The sequence below is a fragment of the Actinomadura sp. WMMA1423 genome, assembly GCF_006547145.1.
Lineage (GTDB): Bacteria > Actinomycetota > Actinomycetes > Streptosporangiales > Streptosporangiaceae > Spirillospora.
In genome coordinates, this window is sequence record NZ_CP041244.1 from 2,126,405 (window position 1) to 2,142,707 (window position 16,303).

Here is a 16,303-nt window from a genome sequence, read left to right on the forward strand (position 1 = left end):
GCCCCGCGGGCCGTGCCGCCGCCCCCGCGGCACGCGGAGGGGCCCGCCACCGGCTGCGCGGTGACGGGCCCCCGATGCGCGGACGGTCAGTGCCGGACCTCGTGCGACGCGGCGCCGCCCTCGATCTCCGCCTGCTCGCCGTGCGGGTGCTCGTGCTCCTCGACGGGGATGTCGTCGAACGTCCACGCCCGGTTGAGGCGCGAGCGCAGGTGCCCGATCGGGCCCTTGGTGCCGGGCGCCGGGATGCCCCGGGCGTCCCGGGCCGGGGCCTCGGGCCGGGCGTTCTCCTTGGAGAGCAGGACGTGCCGCTCCTCGTCGCGCGGCGCCTCGTGCCGCTCGGAGAACTTCCCGTCCGGCGACATCATGATCACGCCGCTCTCCACGCCGTGCCCGACGACGTCGGCGTCCCGGCGCTGCAGGCCCAGGCAGATCCGCTTGGTGACGATGAACGCCACGATCGGCCCGAGGAAGAACGCGGCCCGGAAGAACCACGTCGTCGCGAAGAGCGACACATGGAACTTCTCCGCGATGACGTCGTTGGCGCCGGCGAGCCACAGCAGCCCGTAGAAGGCGACCGCCGCCATGCCCGTCGCCGTGCGGACCGGGGCGTTGCGCGGCCGGTCGTTCACGTGGTGGTGGCGCTTGTCGCCCGTCACCCACTGCTCCACGAACGGCCAGGCCGCCGCGCCGCCGAACACGATGCCGAGCGGCACCAGCGCCGGGATCAGCACGTTGAAGCTGACCGTGTGGCCCCAGGCGGAGACCTCCCAGTTCGGCATGATGCGCAGCGCGCCCTCCAGGACGCCCATGTACCAGTCGGGCTGGGAGCCCGAGGAGATCGCGCCGGGGTCGTACGGGCCGAACAGCCAGATCGGGTTGATCTGCGCGAACGCGCCGAGCAGCGCGAGGACGCCGAAGGTGAACAGGAAGTAGGCGCCCGTCTTGGCCATGAAGACCGGGTAGAAGGGGTAGCCGTACACCTGGTGCTCGCTCTGGTGCTTGACCGGCATCGCCGTGTGCTTCTGCACCCACATGATCATCATGTGCGCGGTGACCATGCCGAGCAGCAGGCCCGGGATCAGCAGGATGTGCAGCATGTACAGGCGCGGGACGATGTCCTGGCCGGGGAACTCGCCGCCGAACAGGAACATGTAGATGTAGGTGCCGACCACCGGGATCGACTCCGCCACGCCCTGCGTGATGCGCAGGCCGGTGCCCGACAGCAGGTCGTCGGGCAGGGAGTACCCGAACAGGCCCTCCAGCATGCCCAGCGTGAACATGCCGATGCCGATCAGCCAGTTGAGCTCGCGCGGCTTGCGGTAGGCGCCGGTGAAGAACACGCGCAGCATGTGCGCGAGGATCGACGCCATGAACAGGACCGCGGCCCAGTGGTGGATCTGCCGCATGAGCAGGCCGCCGCGCACGTCGAAGCTGATGTGCAGCGTCGAGGCGTAGGCCTCGGACATCGTCACGCCCTGCAGCTTCGTGTACGAGCCGTCGTACACGGTCTCCGTCATGCTCGGCTGGAACCAGAGCGTCAGGAACGTCCCGGTCAGCAGCAGGATGATGAAGGAGTACAGGGCGATCTCGCCCAGCATGAAGGACCAGTGGTCCGGAAAGACCTTCTTCATGTTCCGCTTGAAGAAGGTGGTGGAGCCGAGGCGGTCGTCGAGGAACGTCAGCGGCGCCTCGACCGCCTTCGGGGCTGTCGCCTCGCTCATCCGCGCTCCCAGAAGCTCGGTCCGACGGGTTCGTGGTAGTCGCTCGTGGCGACGAGGTACCCGTCCTCGACGGCCAGCGGCAGCTGCGGCAGCGACCGGGCCGCCGGCCCGAAGATGACCTTCGCCGCGTCGGTGGCGTCGAAGGTCGACTGGTGGCACGGGCACAGGATGTGGTGCGTGGTCTGCTCGTACAGGGCCGCGGGGCAGCCGACGTGCGTGCACACCTTGGAGTAGGCGACGATCCCGTTGACGTGCCAGTTCTCGCGCCCCTTGGCGGGCTTGAACTGGTCGGCGGGAACGTTGATGAGGATGGTGACGGCCTTGGCCTCCTGCGTCAGCACCTGGTCCTCGGGGACCTCCTCCTCGATCCCCTCGGGCAGGACGGTGATCATCGAGCCCGGGGAGGAGAAGTCGCTGACGAGCAGCGGCTTGTTGGTGCCGTCCACGACCAGGCGGACGCCCTTCTTGCCCTCCGCCTGCGCCTTCTTGACGGCCTCGCCCCAGTAGGTGTGGCGGAGCCGCTTCTCCGGCAGCGGGCCGAGGTCGCGCAGCAGCACCAGCGGGGCCAGGCCGAGCGGCGCGGCGGCCAGCAGCAGCGTGCGGCGCAGCAGGGGCCGCTTGGTGATGCCGCTGTCGTCGGCGCCTTCCAGGAAGTCCTCGGTGAAGGCCGCCCGGGTCTCCTCGTCGGCGGCCATCTCGTGCCGCTCCTGGACGATCGGCTTGCTCGTCATCAGGCGGCGCACCCAGATGGTGACACCGAAGGCCAGCGCGAGGAACGACAGCGCCATCAGGCCGCCGAGCCACAGGTTGGACTCGCGGGCCCTGGTGACGCCGTGCATGCCGCCGTCGCGGCCGCTCCAGCCGATGAAGTAGGCGATGAACGCCACGCTGGAGGCGAACGCGACCAGGAAGAGCGTCGCGACGATCCGCTCGGCCCGCTTGGCCGACGCCTCGTCGAGCTGCTCGCCCACGCCCGCGGGCGCCGAGATGTCGTCCTCGGCCAGCAGCGCCTTCTCCCGCGCGGGGGACGGCGTGCCGATCACGCGCTCGCGCGGGCCGGGCCGGCCCGCCGCGCCGTTGTTGTCGTCCTTGTTGTCGTCGCTCATGACTTCTTCAGCTTCTTCGGCTTCTTCGCGGTGATCCACATGGCGGCCAGGACCAGCAGGCCGATGCCGACCAGCCAGCCGGCCAGCCCCTCGGTCACCGGGCCGATGCGGCCGAGGCCGTTGCCGCCGGGGTTCGGCTCCTCGCGCGTCTGGACGAGGTAGGCGATGATCGCCTGCTTGTCCTTCGGCGTGAGCGTGGTGTCGTTGAACACCGGCATCGCCTGCGGGCCGGTCAGCATGGCCTCGTACATCTGGGTGGGCGTGACGTCGGAGTTCGACAGCGAGGGCGCGTACTTGCCGCCGGTCAGCGCGCCGCCCTGGCCGGTGAAGTTGTGGCACTGCGCGCAGTTGGTGCGGAACAGCTTCCCGCCGAGCGCGACGTCGCCGGTCTTCGGGTCCACGGCCGACGCCGGGGGGACCGCCGGGCCGCCGCCGAGCGAGGCGACGTAGGCGCTGAGGTCGGACAGGTTCTTCTCGGCCTGCGCCTTCTGCTTCTCGGCCGCCTCCCGCTTGTCCTTCTCCTCGTAGTCGGTCTTGATCGAGGTGTTGAACTCGGGGATCGGCGTCTTGCGCGGCATCTGCGCGCCGGGGTTCGCCGCGGGCATGCGGCCGGTGCCGACCTGGAAGTCGACGGACGCCGCGCCGACGCCGATGAGGCTCGGGGCGATCGGGTTGCCCTTGGCGTCCTTGGTGCCCTCGGCGTTCAGCCCGTGGCAGCTCGCGCAGTTCTTGTTGAAGAGCTGCTGGCCGTTCTTCAGGTCCTGCGCCGCCTGGGCGGTGGTCTGCGCCTCGGCTCGGTCAGTCCGCGGCGAGAAGCCGGCGTAGATCGCGCCGATCGCCGCCAGGGCCGCCAGCACGACGGCGTAGCCCGCCCACGGGCGCCGTCGCCATGCGGTGATCCTTTTCACGGAAGTCCCCGTTCGGGTCATGTCGGGTGGGTCGGGTCGGTCAGAGGTCGAGCAGGTAGACGACCGAGAACAGGCCGATCCACACCACGTCGACGAAGTGCCAGTAGTACGAGACGACGATCGCGCTCGTCGCCTGCTCGTGCGTCCACCGCTTGGCGGCGTAGGTGCGCCCGAGAAGGAACAGGAACGCGACCAGGCCGCCGATGACGTGCAGGCCGTGGAAGCCGGTGGCCAGGTAGAAGACCGAGCCGTAGGCCGAGGACGAGAAGGTGAGACCGTCCTTGGTCACCAGCTGGGAGTACTCGTAGCCCTGGCCGGCGACGAAGTAGGCGCCCATGAGGAAGGAGAGCACGTACCACTCGCGCAGGCCCCAGCGCGACACGTTCAGCAGGCTCCCGTCGCGCCCGACCTTGCCCGCCTCGGCCTTGAACACGCCCATCTGGCAGGTCACGGAGGAGAGCACGAGGACGGTCGTGTTGATCGCCGAGAGCGGCAGGTCCAGCGGGGCGCCGGGCCACGCGTGGTGGCCGGACTGGCCGATCGTCACAGAGCGGATCGTGAAGAACATCGCGAACAGCGCCGCGAAGAACATCAGCTCGGACGACAGCCAAACGATCGTCCCCACGCTGACCAGATTGGGACGGTTCGCCCGTGCGTGAGGTGTTGTCTCTATCGCGGATGCTGTCACGCCAGCATTATTGCGCCCCTATCCAGTGACTGACGCATGACCCCCCATCTAGGGTTCCCCGAGCGTGTCACCGGCGCCGCGACCCGGTACCCTCACGTCCATGAGCACCGCCCCGGAGAGCCCGATGAAGGTCCTCGTCTACAGCGACGACGCGAACACGCGCGCCGAGATCCGGATGGCGATCGGGCGCCGTCCCGCCGCCGGCCTCCCGAAGGTCGAGTTCGAGGAGTGCGCCACCCAGCCGGCCGTCGTGGCCCGGCTCGACAAGGGCGGCGTCGACGTCCTGATCGTCGACGGCGAGGCGCAGCCCGCGGGCGGCCTCGGCGTGTGCCGGCAGGCCAAGGACGAGGTGTACGACTGCCCGCCCGTCCTGGCGATCATCGGCCGCCGCGACGACGGCTGGCTCGCCACCTGGTCGGGCGCCGACGCCGTGGTGGGCCTGCCGATCGACCCGATGGGCCTCGCGAACGCTCTCGCCGGCCTCATGCGGCAGCGGGTCCAGAACCGCCTTCCGGCCCTGTGACCCCCGCACCGTAGCCCGCGGCACCACCTCTCCGACGGCACCACCTCCACGACGCTGACCACCACGACCCTGTAGGCGACATGGACGCGCGCACCAGCTGGCCCGCACTGCTCAACGCCCTCGTGTCGGGCGACTCGCTGTCCAGCGAGGAGACCTCCTGGGCCATGAACAGCATCATGTCCGGCGAGGCCACCGACGTGCAGATCGCGGGCTTCGCCGTGGCGCTGCGCGCCAAGGGCGAGACGGTCGAGGAGGTCACCGGGCTCGCCGAGGGCATGATGGACAACGCCACCCCCATCGACGTGCCCGGCGACATCGCCGACCTCGTCGGGACGGGCGGCGACCGCGCCCACACCGTCAACGTCTCCACGATGGCCGCCGTGGTCGCGGCCGCGTCGGGCGTGCGGGTCGTCAAGCACGGCAACCGCGCCGCGTCGTCCTCGTGCGGCGCGGCCGACCTGCTGGAGCACCTCGGCGTCGCGATCGACCTGTCCCCCGAGGCCACCGCGCGGGTCGCCGACGAGGTCGGCATCACCTTCTGCTTCGCTCCGCTCTACCACCCGGCGCTGAAGTACGCCTCGCGCACCCGCAGCGAGCTGGGCACGCCCACGGTCTTCAACTTCCTCGGCCCGCTGACGAACCCGGCGCGCCCCCTGGCCCAGGCGGTCGGGGTGTTCCACCCGCGGATGGCGGGCGTGATGGCGGGCGTGTTCGCCGCGCGCGGCTGCTCCTCGCTGGTGTTCCGGGGCGACGACGGGCTCGACGAGCTGACCACCACGGGCACCTCCACGGTGTGGGTCGTCCGCGACGGGACGGCGACGGAGACGACCTTCGACCCGTCCGACCTCGGCATCCCGCCGGCCGAGCCGGAGGACCTGCGCGGCGCCGACGCGGCCTTCAACGGGCGGGTGGCGCGCGAGACGTTCGCGGGGCGGCCGGGGCCCGTCCGCGACATGGTGCTGCTGAACGCCGCCGCGCTCATCACCGCCTACGAGGGGGCGCCGGCCGCCGCCGACCTCACCGCGACGCTGCGGGAGGCCTACGGGCGCGCCGCGGCCGCGGTCGACTCCGGGGCCGCGAGCGCCCTGCTCGACCGCTGGATCGAGGCCTCCCGGCGCCTGCGCGGCTGACGCCCGCGCAGGCGCTCACACGGCTCCGCGGGCATGCGGGCGCACGGCTCACGTGACGCCGCGGGCCCCGCTGGACAGCCGCTGCGCGAGGTAGATCGGGATCACCGACAGCACGATCAGGGCCGCGGCCAGCACGTTGACGACCGGGGCCTGGTTGGGCCGGAACAGGTTGTTGAAGATCCAGATCGGCAGGGTCTGGGCGCCCGGCCCGGCGGTGAACGTGGTCACGATGATCTCGTCGAAGGACAGCGCGAACGACAGCAGCGCCCCGGCCAGCAGGGCCGAGCGCAGCGCCGGGAACGTGACGTGCCAGAACGTCTGGAACGTGTCGGCGCCGAGGTCGGCGGACGCCTCCTCCAGGTTCGTGCCGGTGCGCCGCAGCCGGGCGAGCACGTTGTTGAAGATCGTGACGACGCAGAACGTGGCGTGCCCCACGATCACGGTGAACAGGCCGAGCCCGATCCCGAGCGGCTTCAGCACGACCTGGAAGGCGTTGCTGAGCGCGATGCCCGTGACGATGCCGGGCAGCGCGATCGGGAGGACCACGACCAGCGACACCGTCTCGCGCCCGAAGAACCGGTGGCGCGCGACCGCGAAGGCCGCCATGGTGCCGAGGACGAGCGCGGCGGCGGTCGCGCCGAGGCCCGCCTTGAGGCTGGTGAGGACGGCCTGCCGGGCGCCCTCGTTGTCCAGGGCCTGCGACCACCAGCGCCCGGTGAACCCCGAGGGCGGCCAGCCGAACGTCGTGTCGGCGTTGACGGAGTTGACCAGCACGACCAGCAGCGGCACGTAGATGACGGCGAGGCCGAGGGACATCATGACGCGCAGCGCGATCCGCGCGGCGGGGGAGAGGGTCATCACAGCTCCCTGAGCGCGCCGGTGCGGCGGGCCGCGGCGAGGTAGCCGAGCATCACCACCACCGGGATCGTGGCGACCGCCGCCGCGAACGGCAGGTTGTTGGCGGCGCCGATGTTGTCGTAGACGACGTTGCCGAGCAGCTGGCTGCGCCCGCCGACGATCTTCACGGTGATGTAGTCGCCGAGCGACAGCGAGAACGTGAAGATCGACCCGGCCACCAGGGAGGGGAACACCAGCGGCAGCACGACCGAGCGGAACGTGCGCAGCGGGTGGGCGCCGAGGTCGCCGGAGGCGTCCAGCAGCGAGTCCGGGAGCCGCTCCAGGCCCGCGTAGACCGGCAGGATCATGTACGGCAGCCACAGGTAGGCCAGCACGACCACGGTGGCCGTGAGGCCGTAGCCGGGCCCGGAGAGCCCGAACGGCCCCAGCACCTCGTCGACCAGGCCGCCCTCCGCCAGCATGACCCGCCACGCGTACGCCTTGACGAGGTAGGCGGCCCACAGCGGCGCCAGGATCGCGATCACCAGGTACGGCCGGTACCGCGGCCTGGCGACCTTGGCCATGTACAGCGCCATCGGGAGGCCGATCGCGGTGTCGATGAGGGTGACGGCGGCGGCGACGCCGAGGCTGCGCAGCGCGACCGTCCGGTACACCGGCTCGTCGAGCAGCGTCTGGAAGTTGGCGAGCGTGAACTGCCGGACGACGTCGCCGGTGAACACGTCGGTCGTCCAGAACGCGGTCAGGAAGATCGCGGCGAGCGCGCCGAGGTAGACGACGACCAGCCAGGCGAGCGGCGCCGACAGCAGCAGCGACAGGCGCAGCCGGGGGCGGCGGTACAGCAGGGCCGCCGCCCGGCGCCGGGTCCCCGGCGCCGGGCGGCCGTCCTTCCCGCCGGTCGCGGCGGGGGCGGTCATCCCTTGATCGTGGTCCACGCCTGGGTCCACTTGGAGTAGTCGACGCACTTGACGTCCTTGCGCCCGTCGAGGCACTGGGCGATCGGCGTCGTCCAGAAGTGCACCTTGGAGAAGTAGCTCTCGTCGGTGGCGTGGAAGGTGTCGCAGAACTTCTTGTCCGCGGTCTCCGCGCACGCCTTGGCGTTGGCCGGGGCCTCACCGAACCACTCGGCGACCTGCGCGTTGGCCTTCGGGGAGACGATCCAGTCCATCCACTTGTAGGCGCAGTTGGGGTGCTCGGACTTCGCGCCGACCATCCAGGTGTCCGACCAGCCGGTCGAGCCCTCCTTGGGCAGCGTGACCTCGACCGGCGCCTTCTCGCCCTGCGCGAGGTTGGCGATGACCTGCCAGGTCGTCCCGAGGACCGAGTCGCCGCTCTTGAACGCCTGGACCTCCTTGGTGTAGTCGGACCAGTACTCGCCCACGAGCCCGCGCTGGGTCTTCAGCAGCTCGACGGCCGCGTCGAACTGCTTCTGGTCGAGCGCGTAGGGGTTCTTGATGCCGAGTTCGGGCTTGGCCGACATCAGGTAGAGCGCGGCGTCGGCGATGTAGATCGGCGAGTCGTAGGCGGTGATCTTCCCCTTGTACGGGGAGTTCGCGTCGAACACCGCGCCCCACGAGTCGGGGGCGGTCTTGACCTTGTCGGTGCGCCACATCAGCAGGTTGGCGCCGCGGCCGTGCGGGATGCCGTAGGCGGTGCCGTTCACCGAGTTCCAGGGCTTGCCCTTCAGCCCGGCGAACACGTCGGCGTAGTTGGGCACGAGCTTGGTGTTGACCGGCGCGACCGTCCCGGAGGCGATCAGCCGGAGCGAGGCGTCGCCGGAGGCGGAGACCGCGTCGTACTCGCCGGTCTTCATGAGGGTCACCATCTCGTCGGACGTGCCGGCGACCTTGGTGTTGACCTTGCATCCGGTCTGCTTCTCGAACGGGGTGACCCAGTCGACCTTGGGGTCGTTGGAGCCGTCCTCGGCGTACCCGGCCCAGGCGACCAGGTTGACCTGGCCCTCGCCCTTGCCGAGCGACTGCTGCATGGGCACCTTGGGGACCGTGAAGCCGCCCTGCCCGGCCGCGGTCGCCTTGCCGCCCGAGTCGCCGCCGCAGGCGGCGGCCGCCAGTCCGATCGCCAGCGTCGCCGCGGTGGCGAGCGCCATGCGCGTGGACCACATGGGGAACTCCTTATTGTGGGGGTTTTTCGGGGGTTTTCAGGGGGTGGGGGCCGGCGCGGCGCCGGCCCCCGACACGTGGAACTCGTGCGCCTCGTGCCAGCTGATCCGGACGCGCGCGCCGCGCCGGCCCAGCACGTCCATGGAGGAGGTCCGCAGGTTCTGCTCCAGCGCGACGACCCGGTCCCCCGACTCCAGGTCGATGACGAAGCGGGTGACCGCGCCCGCGTAGACGACCTCGGCGACCGTGCCGAGCGCCTGCCGGTCCCCCGTGTCCGGCGCGCCCGGCTCGTCCGCGCCGCCGGCGTGGACGTGGATCTTCTCCGGCCGCACGCAGACCTCGCCGATGCGGTTGGTCGTGCCGACGAAGCCCGCGACGAACTCGGTGGCGGGACGCTCGTACACCTCGGCGGGCGTGCCCACCTGCTGGACCCGGCCGCCGTCGAGGACCGCGATCCGGTCGCTCAGGGTCAGCGCCTCCTCCTGGTCGTGGGTGACGAACACGAAGGTGATGCCGGCCCTGCGCTGGATGCTCTTCAGTTCGACCTGCATCTCCTCGCGCAGCTTCAGGTCGAGCGCGCCCAGCGGCTCGTCGAGCAGCAGCACCTTCGGCTCGTTCACCAGCGCGCGGGCGAGCGCGACCCGCTGGCGCTGCCCGCCCGACAGCTCGGCGGGACGGCGCGACCCGAGCCCGTCGAGCCGGACGCTGCGCAGCGCCTCCAGCGCCCGCTCGCGGCGCTCGGCCTTCGGCACCCGCCGCACCTTGAGGCCGTACTCGACGTTGCGGAGCACGTCCAGGTGCGGGAAGAGCGCGTAGTCCTGGAAGACGGTGTTGACGTCACGGTCGAACGGCGCGAGCGACGTCACGTCCCTGCCGCCGAGCTCGATCGTTCCAGAGGTCGGCCGCTCGAAGCCCGCGATGAGCCGCAGCACGGTCGTCTTCCCCGACCCGGACGGGCCGAGCATGGAGAAGAACTCGCCGTCCCCGATGTCGAGGTCGACGCCCGCCACCGCCTCGACGGGGCCGAAGGTCTTGCGCAGATCGCGGATCCTCACCGCTGAAGCCGGCATGACCGAAAACATATGGATTCATAGGTTTAAGTTCAAGTGATGTTCCGGTATCACTGTGTCAACACCGGGAGGGGGCCCATGGACAGCGCGCACCTCGTCGTGTTCGCTCCCGTAGACAACACCGCGCGGGTGCACGCGGTCGTACGGCGCCTCAGCGACGCGATCGCGCTCGGCCTCCTCGGCGACGGCGAGCAGCTGCCCAGTGAGACCGATCTGTCGGCATATCTCGGTGTATCAACGGTCACCCTACGCGAAGCGCTGATGGCCTTGCGTCAACAGGGGCTCATCGACACCCGCCGTGGACGCGGGGGCGGCAGCTTCGTCCGGGCCCCTGCCAGGGCGTTCGACCTCGACGAGCGGCTGCGTTCGCTCAGCGCGGAAGAACTCCGCGACCTCGGCGACCACTACGCCGCCATCGCCGGGGCCGCCGCCCGCCTCGCCGCCGCGCGGTCGCTGCCCGGCGACGTCCGGCGGCTGCGGCGCTCGCTCGAGGAGATCGCCGGGACCGGCTCCGCCGCCTCGATGTGCAGGCTCGACGGCCGGCTCCACCTGGAGGTCGCCGCCGCCTCCCAGTCCGGCCGGCTCACCCGGGAGGAGATCCGGCTCCAGGCCGAGATCGGGCCGCTCGTCTGGGCCGTGCACGACCTGCCCGACCGGCGCGGCGCGGTCGACGCCGAGCACGCCGCGCTCGTCGGGGCGATCGAGGCCGCCGACGAGGGCCGGGCCCGCGATGTCGCTGAAAGTCACGTCCTGAATGCGGTAGAACGTCTGATTGAACGACGGCTCGCACTCTGAGACCCCGAGGGGGACCCATGCCCGCCGAGCCACCGGCCGTCGGCGCGGCGGCGGCCCACGTCCGCGCGACCCTGGACGGCGTCTTCACGACCGTGGCGCAGGTGCGCGACGCCGCGCAGCGGTGCCTGGAGGACGTCCGGCGCGCCGGCCGCGCCCCGGCCCGCGACGACCTCGCCGGGCTGCGCCCGCTGCTGCACGCCCGGCTCGGCCCGCTGGTCTGCGGCCTCGGCTTCATCGCCGCGCCGCGCCTGCTCGCCGACGCCGCCTGGTACATGGAGTGGTGGCAGACCGGCCCGGCCGGGCGGCCGTCCCAGCTGCTGCGCGATCTGAACCCCGAGAGCAGCGCCCTGTACGACTACACCGCCTGGGAGTGGTTCACCGGCCCCGAGGACGGCGCCGAGCGGACCGTCTGCGGCCCCTACGTCGACTACCTGTGCAGCGACGAGTACGTCCTCACCCTGTCGGCGCCGGTGCGCGTCGGCGGGGCGTTCGCCGGGGTCGCGGCCGCCGACGTGTTCGCCCGGACGTTCGAGAACGAGGTCGTCCCGGCGCTGCGGAAGATCCCCGCGCCCGCGTTCGTCGTCAACGCCCCCGGCCGGGTCATGGCGTCCAACACCGCGAGCTGGCCCCCGGGGGCCGTCTACCGCGAGTCGCCCGGCTACGCCGCCCGCCCCTGCGGCGCGGGCATCGACCGCGTAGCCCTCGTCGTCGGCCCCTAGGCCGGTCAGTCGGCGTCGGGGAGGCCGAGGGCGAAGGCCTGCTCCAGGTCGTGCTGGGAGTAGGTGCGGAACGCGATGTGGGTCTCGGTGCCGACGATGCCGGGGACCTTGTTGAGGCGGCCCGGGATCACGTCGTTGAGCTCCTCGTGGCGGCGCACGCGGACCATCACCATGAGGTCGTGGTCGCCGGTGATGGAGTACACCTCGCTGACGCCGTCCAGCGCGGCGATCGTCTCGGCCACCTCGTGGATGCGCGCGACGTCGGCCTTGACGAACACGATCGCAGTGACCACTGCACCCTCCCCACAGATTCGGACGCTCCGACCCTACCGGGGGCCGGCCGCGCGGCCGCGAGGGGACGCCCGCGCGGGGGCCGGGTCAGCCGCGGCTGAGCGCGGCCAGGCGCCGGGCCGGGCCGGCGCGGCGGGCCAGGAGCGCGAACACCACGCCCGCCACGAAGCCGTAGATGTGCGCGGTGTAGGCCACGTTGCTCTTCTCGTCCCCGAGGGAGAGCCACTGCAGGACGAACCAGTAGCCGAGGACCACCCACACCGGCAGCCGGATCACGATGACCGGCGGCACCCAGCTGACGACGCGGCCCCGCGGGTTGAGGATCACGTAGGCGCCCATCACCCCGGCGATCGCGCCGGACGCGCCGATGAGCGGGACGGTGGAGTCGGGCGACGTCCACGCGAACCCGTAGACGGCGACGAGCCCGAACACCAGGTAGGCGAGCAGGAAGCGCCATCGGCCGAGGCGGTCCTCCACCCCCATGCCGACGACGAACAGGAAGACGAGGTTGCCCAGCAGGTGCAGGGCGCTGGAGTGCAGGAACATCGAGGTGAACGCCGTCGTCCAGGGCGCCTTGCCGAACTTCTCGGGGCCGCATTCGTGCACGACCCCGGTCGGCACCGGCTGCTGGTCTCCGGTGGTCAGCTCCTTCGGCACGGCGCCGTACTCGAACGTGAAGTAGGTCGCCTTGCACTCGCGGACCGAGCCCGTGCCGTACCAGGCGGCGAAGTTCGACATCGGGGTGAGCAGGAAGACGACCACGTTGACCGCGATCAGCAGGTACGTCACCCAGGGGACGCGCCGCGCAGGCTGACTGTCATAGAGAGGCAGTGCCATGCGGGGTCGTCCTCCGGTTGCCGGGTGTACACGGTCACCTTAGTGGGCGGCGAGGCCCGCGATGGGGCGCCTCGGGGCGCGCGTACGACCTGTCGTAGGCCTTGTCGATCCACTCGCGCAGCCCCTCGGCGCCGTGCAGCGGGCACGTCCACGGGCCGTCGACCTCGACCAGGCGGACGCCGGGCAGGTCGAGCCAGCGCAGGACGCACTCCATCTCCTCGGCGGTCGCGCCCTGCGAGGGGGGCGCGCCGAGGGCGACGCCGCCGGGCGCCTCGCCGGAGGGCGGGAACACCGTCTCGGCCGTCGCGATGAGCGCGTCGACGTAGGGGCGGGGCCGGGCGTTCGCCGGGACGGTGCCGGCGGCGGCGAGCCTGCCGTACCGCACGACCGACAGCTCCCAGCCGCCGTCGAAGGCGGGACGGGCCGCCACGAGCTGGGGCAGCCGGGCCAGCGCGGCGAGCCGCTGCCCCCGCGCGGCGGCCCGCACGAACGCGGCGAGCCGGTCGCGCTGGGCGGCGGCCTCCTCGTAGCGCAGCTCGGAGGCCAGCCGGTCGATGCGGACCTGCGCGGCGGCGACGACGGGCCGCACGTCGCCCTCCATGACCGAGCGGGCCGTCCCGGCGTGGACGGCGTAGGCGTCGGCGGACTCGCGGCCGTCGCAGGGCGCGCCGCAGCGGCCGAGCTCGGCGAGCGCGCACGCGCGCGTCCTGCCGCGCTCGATCAGGCGGAGCGTCATCCGCTGGGTGCACTGGCGCAGCGGCACGGCCTCGTGCAGCGCGGCGCGCGCCTCCTCGGCCTGCCGCCGCGAGGAGATCGGCCCGAGGTAGCGGGCGCCGTCGGCGCGGCACTCCCGCACGATCGACAGCCGCGGGAACGGCTCCACCGTCAGCTTCAGCCAGATCGCCCGCTCGGGGAACTTGGAGCGGCGGTTGTAGCGCGGCTTGTGCTCGGCGATCAGCCGCAGCTCGCGGACCTCGGCCTCCAGCCCCGTCGAGCACACGATCGTGCGGACGTTCTCGGCGAGGCCGACCATCTCGCGGACGCGCCACCGCGTCTCCGAGCCGGTGAAGTAGCTGCGCACGCGCGAGCGCAGGTCGCCGCTCTTGCCCACGTAGAGGACCTCGCCGGCGTGGTCCTCGAACAGGTAGACGCCCGGGGTGGACGGGACGTCGTCGGCGAGGTGGCGCTTGCGGCGCTGCTCTGGGGTGGGCGCCTTGGCGAAGCCGCGCATCTCCTCCAGCGAGGTGACGCCGAACGAGCCGAGCCGCTCGATCAGGCCGTGCAGGACCTCCACGGTGGCGCGGGCGTCGGCGAGGGCCCGGTGCGTCGGCTCGTTGGAGGTGCGGAAGAAGCGGGCCAGCGTGCCGAGCTTGCAGTTGGGCACCTCGTCGCGGGACAGGACGCGGCGCGCGAGGTCGACCGTGTCGACGACCGCGAAGGCGGGCCAGGCGTAGCCGTTCGCGGCGCACGCCGCCTTGAGGAACCCGATGTCGAACGAGGCGTTGTGCGCGACGAGGACGCAGCCGCGCGCGAACTCCAGGAACGCCGGCAGCACCGACTCGATGCGCGGCGCGGCGGTCACCATCGCCGTGGTGATGCCGGTCAGGGCGGTGATGAACGGCGGGACGGGCCCGCCGGGGTCGACCAGCGTGCCGAGCTCGCCGAGCTCCTCTCCCCCGCGCACCTTCACCGCGCCGATCTCGGTGATGGCCGAGTCGGCGGCCGAGCCGCCGGTGGTCTCCAGGTCGACCACCACGAAGGTGACGTCGCGGAGCGGGGTGCCGAGATCGTCCAGGGTGCCCTGGACGCCGTGGCCCCGGACCCCGTGGCCCCGGTCCCCGCGCCCCTGGAGGCCGGGCTCCTGGACGCCGGATCCCTGACCACCGTGCCCGTGGACACCGTGCGCAGCCGTCATGTGCGCGACCGTAGAGGACCCCACCGACAGAACTTCGTGCCGCTAGGGTTGGGGGGCGCCGGGACGTCCCGCCGGTCGGGGGCCGCGGGGACGGGCGGGAGGCATCCCGCCGCGGGTTCGGCGCGATCCGTCCGATCACACGTTCGTCCTGGTTAGGGCGGATGCGCTCGGGAACACACAGCCCACCGGCGGCGCAGCCCGGAAGGAGCGGGATCATCGACAGCGGCCCCGAAGCGACCCCCGGTGGCGGGGCTCCCGCGGAGAAGCTGGCCCGCCCGCTGCCCGAGGCGGTGCGGCAGGGCGTGGTGGAGGCCGCCGCCGAGCTGATCGGGGCGCTGCCGGCCGACGAGGTCCCCGCGCCGCTGCGCCGGTTCGCGCGGTTCGAGCGGCGCAAGCGCGCCAAGCTCGCGGGCCAGCACATCGCGGCGGCCCTGGAGAAGGACGAGGAGTTCCGGCGGCGGGTCGCCGTGCCGCTGCGGGAGGCGCAGGCCGACCTGGTGGAGGCGGTCGAGGGCGGGGACGTGCCGCCCGCGGCCGACCCGGTGCGCATCGCGGTGCTGGCCTACCTGCTGCGCCCCGCGGGGTGGACCGGGCTCGTCGAATCGGCGCGCGAGGAGCTGGCGCGCTCGGCGACCGCGTCCGAGGAGGAGCAGGCCGAGCGCCGCATCGACGCGCTGCGGGCCGAGCTGGCCGCGACCCGCGAGGCCCGCGGCGCCGAGCTGGCCAAGCTGCGCGCCGAGCTGCGCGACGCCAAGGCCGAGGTCGCGGAGCTGCGCCGCAAGCTGCACGACGCGCGCACCCGGTACCGGGCCGCGGAGGAGCGCGCCCACACGGTCGCCGCCGACGCCGACCGCGAGCTCGCCGCGGCCCGCGAGTCGACCGCCGCCGCCGACAAGGAGCTGCGCAGGCTGCGCGCCCGCGCCGCGCGGGCCGAGGAGGCGGCCGAGGCCGCCAGGCGTGCCGCGCGCGAGGGCCGCAACGTCGACGACGTCCGGCTGCGGATGCTGCTCGACACCCTTGTGGACGCCGCGCAGGGCGTCCGCCGGGAGCTGGCCCTGCCCTCCACCATCGGCCGTCCCGCCGACGCGGTCGGCGGGCTGGAGCCCGACCGGCTCGCGCACCGCGCGCTGCCCGGCCGGGCCCTGTCCGACAGCGACCCGCAGCTGCTGGACCGGTTGCTGACGCTTCCGCAGGTGCACCTGGTGGTGGACGGCTACAACGTCACCAAGACGGGGTACGGGGAGCTGCCGCTCGCCGACCAGCGCAGCCGGCTGCTGTCGGGGCTAGGCGGGCTTGCCGCGCAGACGCGCGCCGAGGTGACGTGCGTGTTCGACGGCGCGGAGCTGGAGGCCCCGGTCGCCATCGCGGCGCCGCGCGGCGTGCGGGTGCTGTTCAGCCATCCGGGGCAGACGGCGGACGAGCTGATCGGCGAGCTCGTTCGCGCCGAGCCGCCGGGACGGTCGGTGGTCGTGGTGTCCGCCGACCGGGAGGTCGCCGACGCCGCCCGGCGCGCCGGCGCGCGCCCCTGCCCGTCCTCCCTGCTGCTGCGGAGGCTGGGCCGCTCCTAGCGCCGGGCGTGTCGTGGCGGCGGTTCCCCCATAAGGCGACCATAAGGCTCTCATAAG

16 protein-coding genes are annotated in these 16,303 nt (G+C 72.4%); 5 read left to right on the forward strand and 11 right to left on the reverse strand.

Annotated features, from left to right (window positions below; genetic code table 11):
• Window positions 1-86: 86 nt before the first annotated feature.
• Genes FKD65_RS09840 through FKD65_RS09855 form a run of 4 tightly spaced genes read right to left on the reverse strand, consistent with a single transcriptional unit; the run spans window position 87 to window position 4,360 of the window.
• A complete protein-coding gene (locus FKD65_RS09840; RefSeq protein ID WP_141577159.1) occupies window positions 87-1,721 on the reverse strand; it encodes a ubiquinol-cytochrome c reductase cytochrome b subunit in 1,635 nt (544 codons plus the stop codon).
• Window positions 1,718-2,827 carry a ubiquinol-cytochrome c reductase iron-sulfur subunit gene (locus FKD65_RS09845; RefSeq protein ID WP_141577160.1) on the reverse strand — a complete coding sequence of 370 codons (1,110 nt, stop codon included), beginning with the start codon at window positions 2,825-2,827 and terminating at the stop codon, window positions 1,718-1,720. The genes FKD65_RS09840 and FKD65_RS09845 overlap by 4 nt, the downstream gene beginning before the upstream one ends.
• Window positions 2,824-3,735, reverse strand: coding sequence for a c-type cytochrome (locus tag FKD65_RS09850; RefSeq protein ID WP_141577161.1), 912 nt, complete (start codon window positions 3,733-3,735; stop codon window positions 2,824-2,826). The genes FKD65_RS09845 and FKD65_RS09850 overlap by 4 nt, the downstream gene beginning before the upstream one ends.
• Before the next feature lie 40 nt (window positions 3,736-3,775).
• Entirely contained in the window at window positions 3,776-4,360 is a 585-nt protein-coding gene (locus FKD65_RS09855) for a heme-copper oxidase subunit III (protein ID WP_205718616.1), read from the reverse strand.
• A 163-nt stretch (window positions 4,361-4,523) separates the two neighbouring features.
• Here FKD65_RS09855 and FKD65_RS09860 point away from each other — a divergent pair, with 163 nt between their 5' ends.
• Together FKD65_RS09860 and trpD are read left to right on the forward strand one after the other, a co-directional pair.
• Window positions 4,524-4,946: a response regulator transcription factor gene (locus FKD65_RS09860; RefSeq protein ID WP_141577163.1), complete on the forward strand. Its 423-nt coding sequence runs from the start codon at window positions 4,524-4,526 to the stop codon at window positions 4,944-4,946.
• A gap of 80 nt (window positions 4,947-5,026) precedes the next feature.
• Entirely contained in the window at window positions 5,027-6,076 is a 1,050-nt protein-coding gene (gene trpD / locus FKD65_RS09865) for an anthranilate phosphoribosyltransferase (protein ID WP_141577164.1), read from the forward strand.
• Between the two features lie 48 nt (window positions 6,077-6,124).
• Here trpD and FKD65_RS09870 read toward each other — a convergent pair whose 3' ends face one another.
• Genes FKD65_RS09870 through FKD65_RS09885 form a run of 4 tightly spaced genes read right to left on the reverse strand, consistent with a single transcriptional unit; the run spans window position 6,125 to window position 10,121 of the window.
• Window positions 6,125-6,934, reverse strand: coding sequence for an ABC transporter permease (locus tag FKD65_RS09870; protein WP_141577165.1), 810 nt, complete (start codon window positions 6,932-6,934; stop codon window positions 6,125-6,127).
• Window positions 6,934-7,848, reverse strand: coding sequence for an ABC transporter permease (locus FKD65_RS09875; RefSeq protein ID WP_141577166.1), 915 nt, complete (start codon window positions 7,846-7,848; stop codon window positions 6,934-6,936). The genes FKD65_RS09870 and FKD65_RS09875 overlap by 1 nt, the downstream gene beginning before the upstream one ends.
• Complete coding sequence (locus tag FKD65_RS09880; protein ID WP_205718617.1) at window positions 7,845-9,053, reverse strand: ABC transporter substrate-binding protein; 1,209 nt, start codon at window positions 9,051-9,053, stop codon at window positions 7,845-7,847. The genes FKD65_RS09875 and FKD65_RS09880 overlap by 4 nt, the downstream gene beginning before the upstream one ends.
• A 36-nt stretch (window positions 9,054-9,089) precedes the next feature.
• Window positions 9,090-10,121, reverse strand: a complete 1,032-nt coding sequence (locus FKD65_RS09885; RefSeq protein WP_141577167.1) for an ABC transporter ATP-binding protein — start codon at window positions 10,119-10,121, stop codon at window positions 9,090-9,092.
• Window positions 10,122-10,199: 78 nt separating this feature from the next.
• On the opposite strand from FKD65_RS09885, the gene FKD65_RS09890 reads away from it, so the two are divergent.
• A complete protein-coding gene (locus FKD65_RS09890) occupies window positions 10,200-10,916 on the forward strand; it encodes a FadR/GntR family transcriptional regulator (protein WP_141577168.1) in 717 nt (238 codons plus the stop codon).
• 17 nt (window positions 10,917-10,933) lie between these two features.
• The gene (locus tag FKD65_RS09895) at window positions 10,934-11,635 is read left to right on the forward strand and encodes a hypothetical protein (protein WP_141577169.1); all 702 of its coding nucleotides are present in this window, start codon (window positions 10,934-10,936) and stop codon (window positions 11,633-11,635) included.
• A 5-nt stretch (window positions 11,636-11,640) separates the two neighbouring features.
• On the opposite strand, the gene FKD65_RS09900 is transcribed toward FKD65_RS09895, so the two are convergent.
• From FKD65_RS09900 to FKD65_RS09910, 3 genes are all read right to left on the reverse strand, one after another.
• Window positions 11,641-11,928 (reverse strand): Lrp/AsnC family transcriptional regulator, encoded by a 288-nt coding sequence (locus FKD65_RS09900; protein ID WP_141577170.1) that lies wholly within the window; start codon window positions 11,926-11,928, stop codon window positions 11,641-11,643.
• A gap of 85 nt (window positions 11,929-12,013) precedes the next feature.
• Window positions 12,014-12,763: a rhomboid family intramembrane serine protease gene (locus tag FKD65_RS09905; RefSeq protein WP_141577171.1), complete on the reverse strand. Its 750-nt coding sequence runs from the start codon at window positions 12,761-12,763 to the stop codon at window positions 12,014-12,016.
• Between the two features lie 34 nt (window positions 12,764-12,797).
• Window positions 12,798-14,678 (reverse strand): DEDD exonuclease domain-containing protein, encoded by a 1,881-nt coding sequence (locus FKD65_RS09910; protein ID WP_141577172.1) that lies wholly within the window; start codon window positions 14,676-14,678, stop codon window positions 12,798-12,800.
• Between the two features lie 161 nt (window positions 14,679-14,839).
• On the opposite strand from FKD65_RS09910, the gene FKD65_RS09915 reads away from it, so the two are divergent.
• The gene (locus FKD65_RS09915) at window positions 14,840-16,246 is read left to right on the forward strand and encodes an NYN domain-containing protein (RefSeq protein ID WP_141577173.1); all 1,407 of its coding nucleotides are present in this window, start codon (window positions 14,840-14,842) and stop codon (window positions 16,244-16,246) included.
• Window positions 16,247-16,303: the final 57 nt, after the last annotated feature.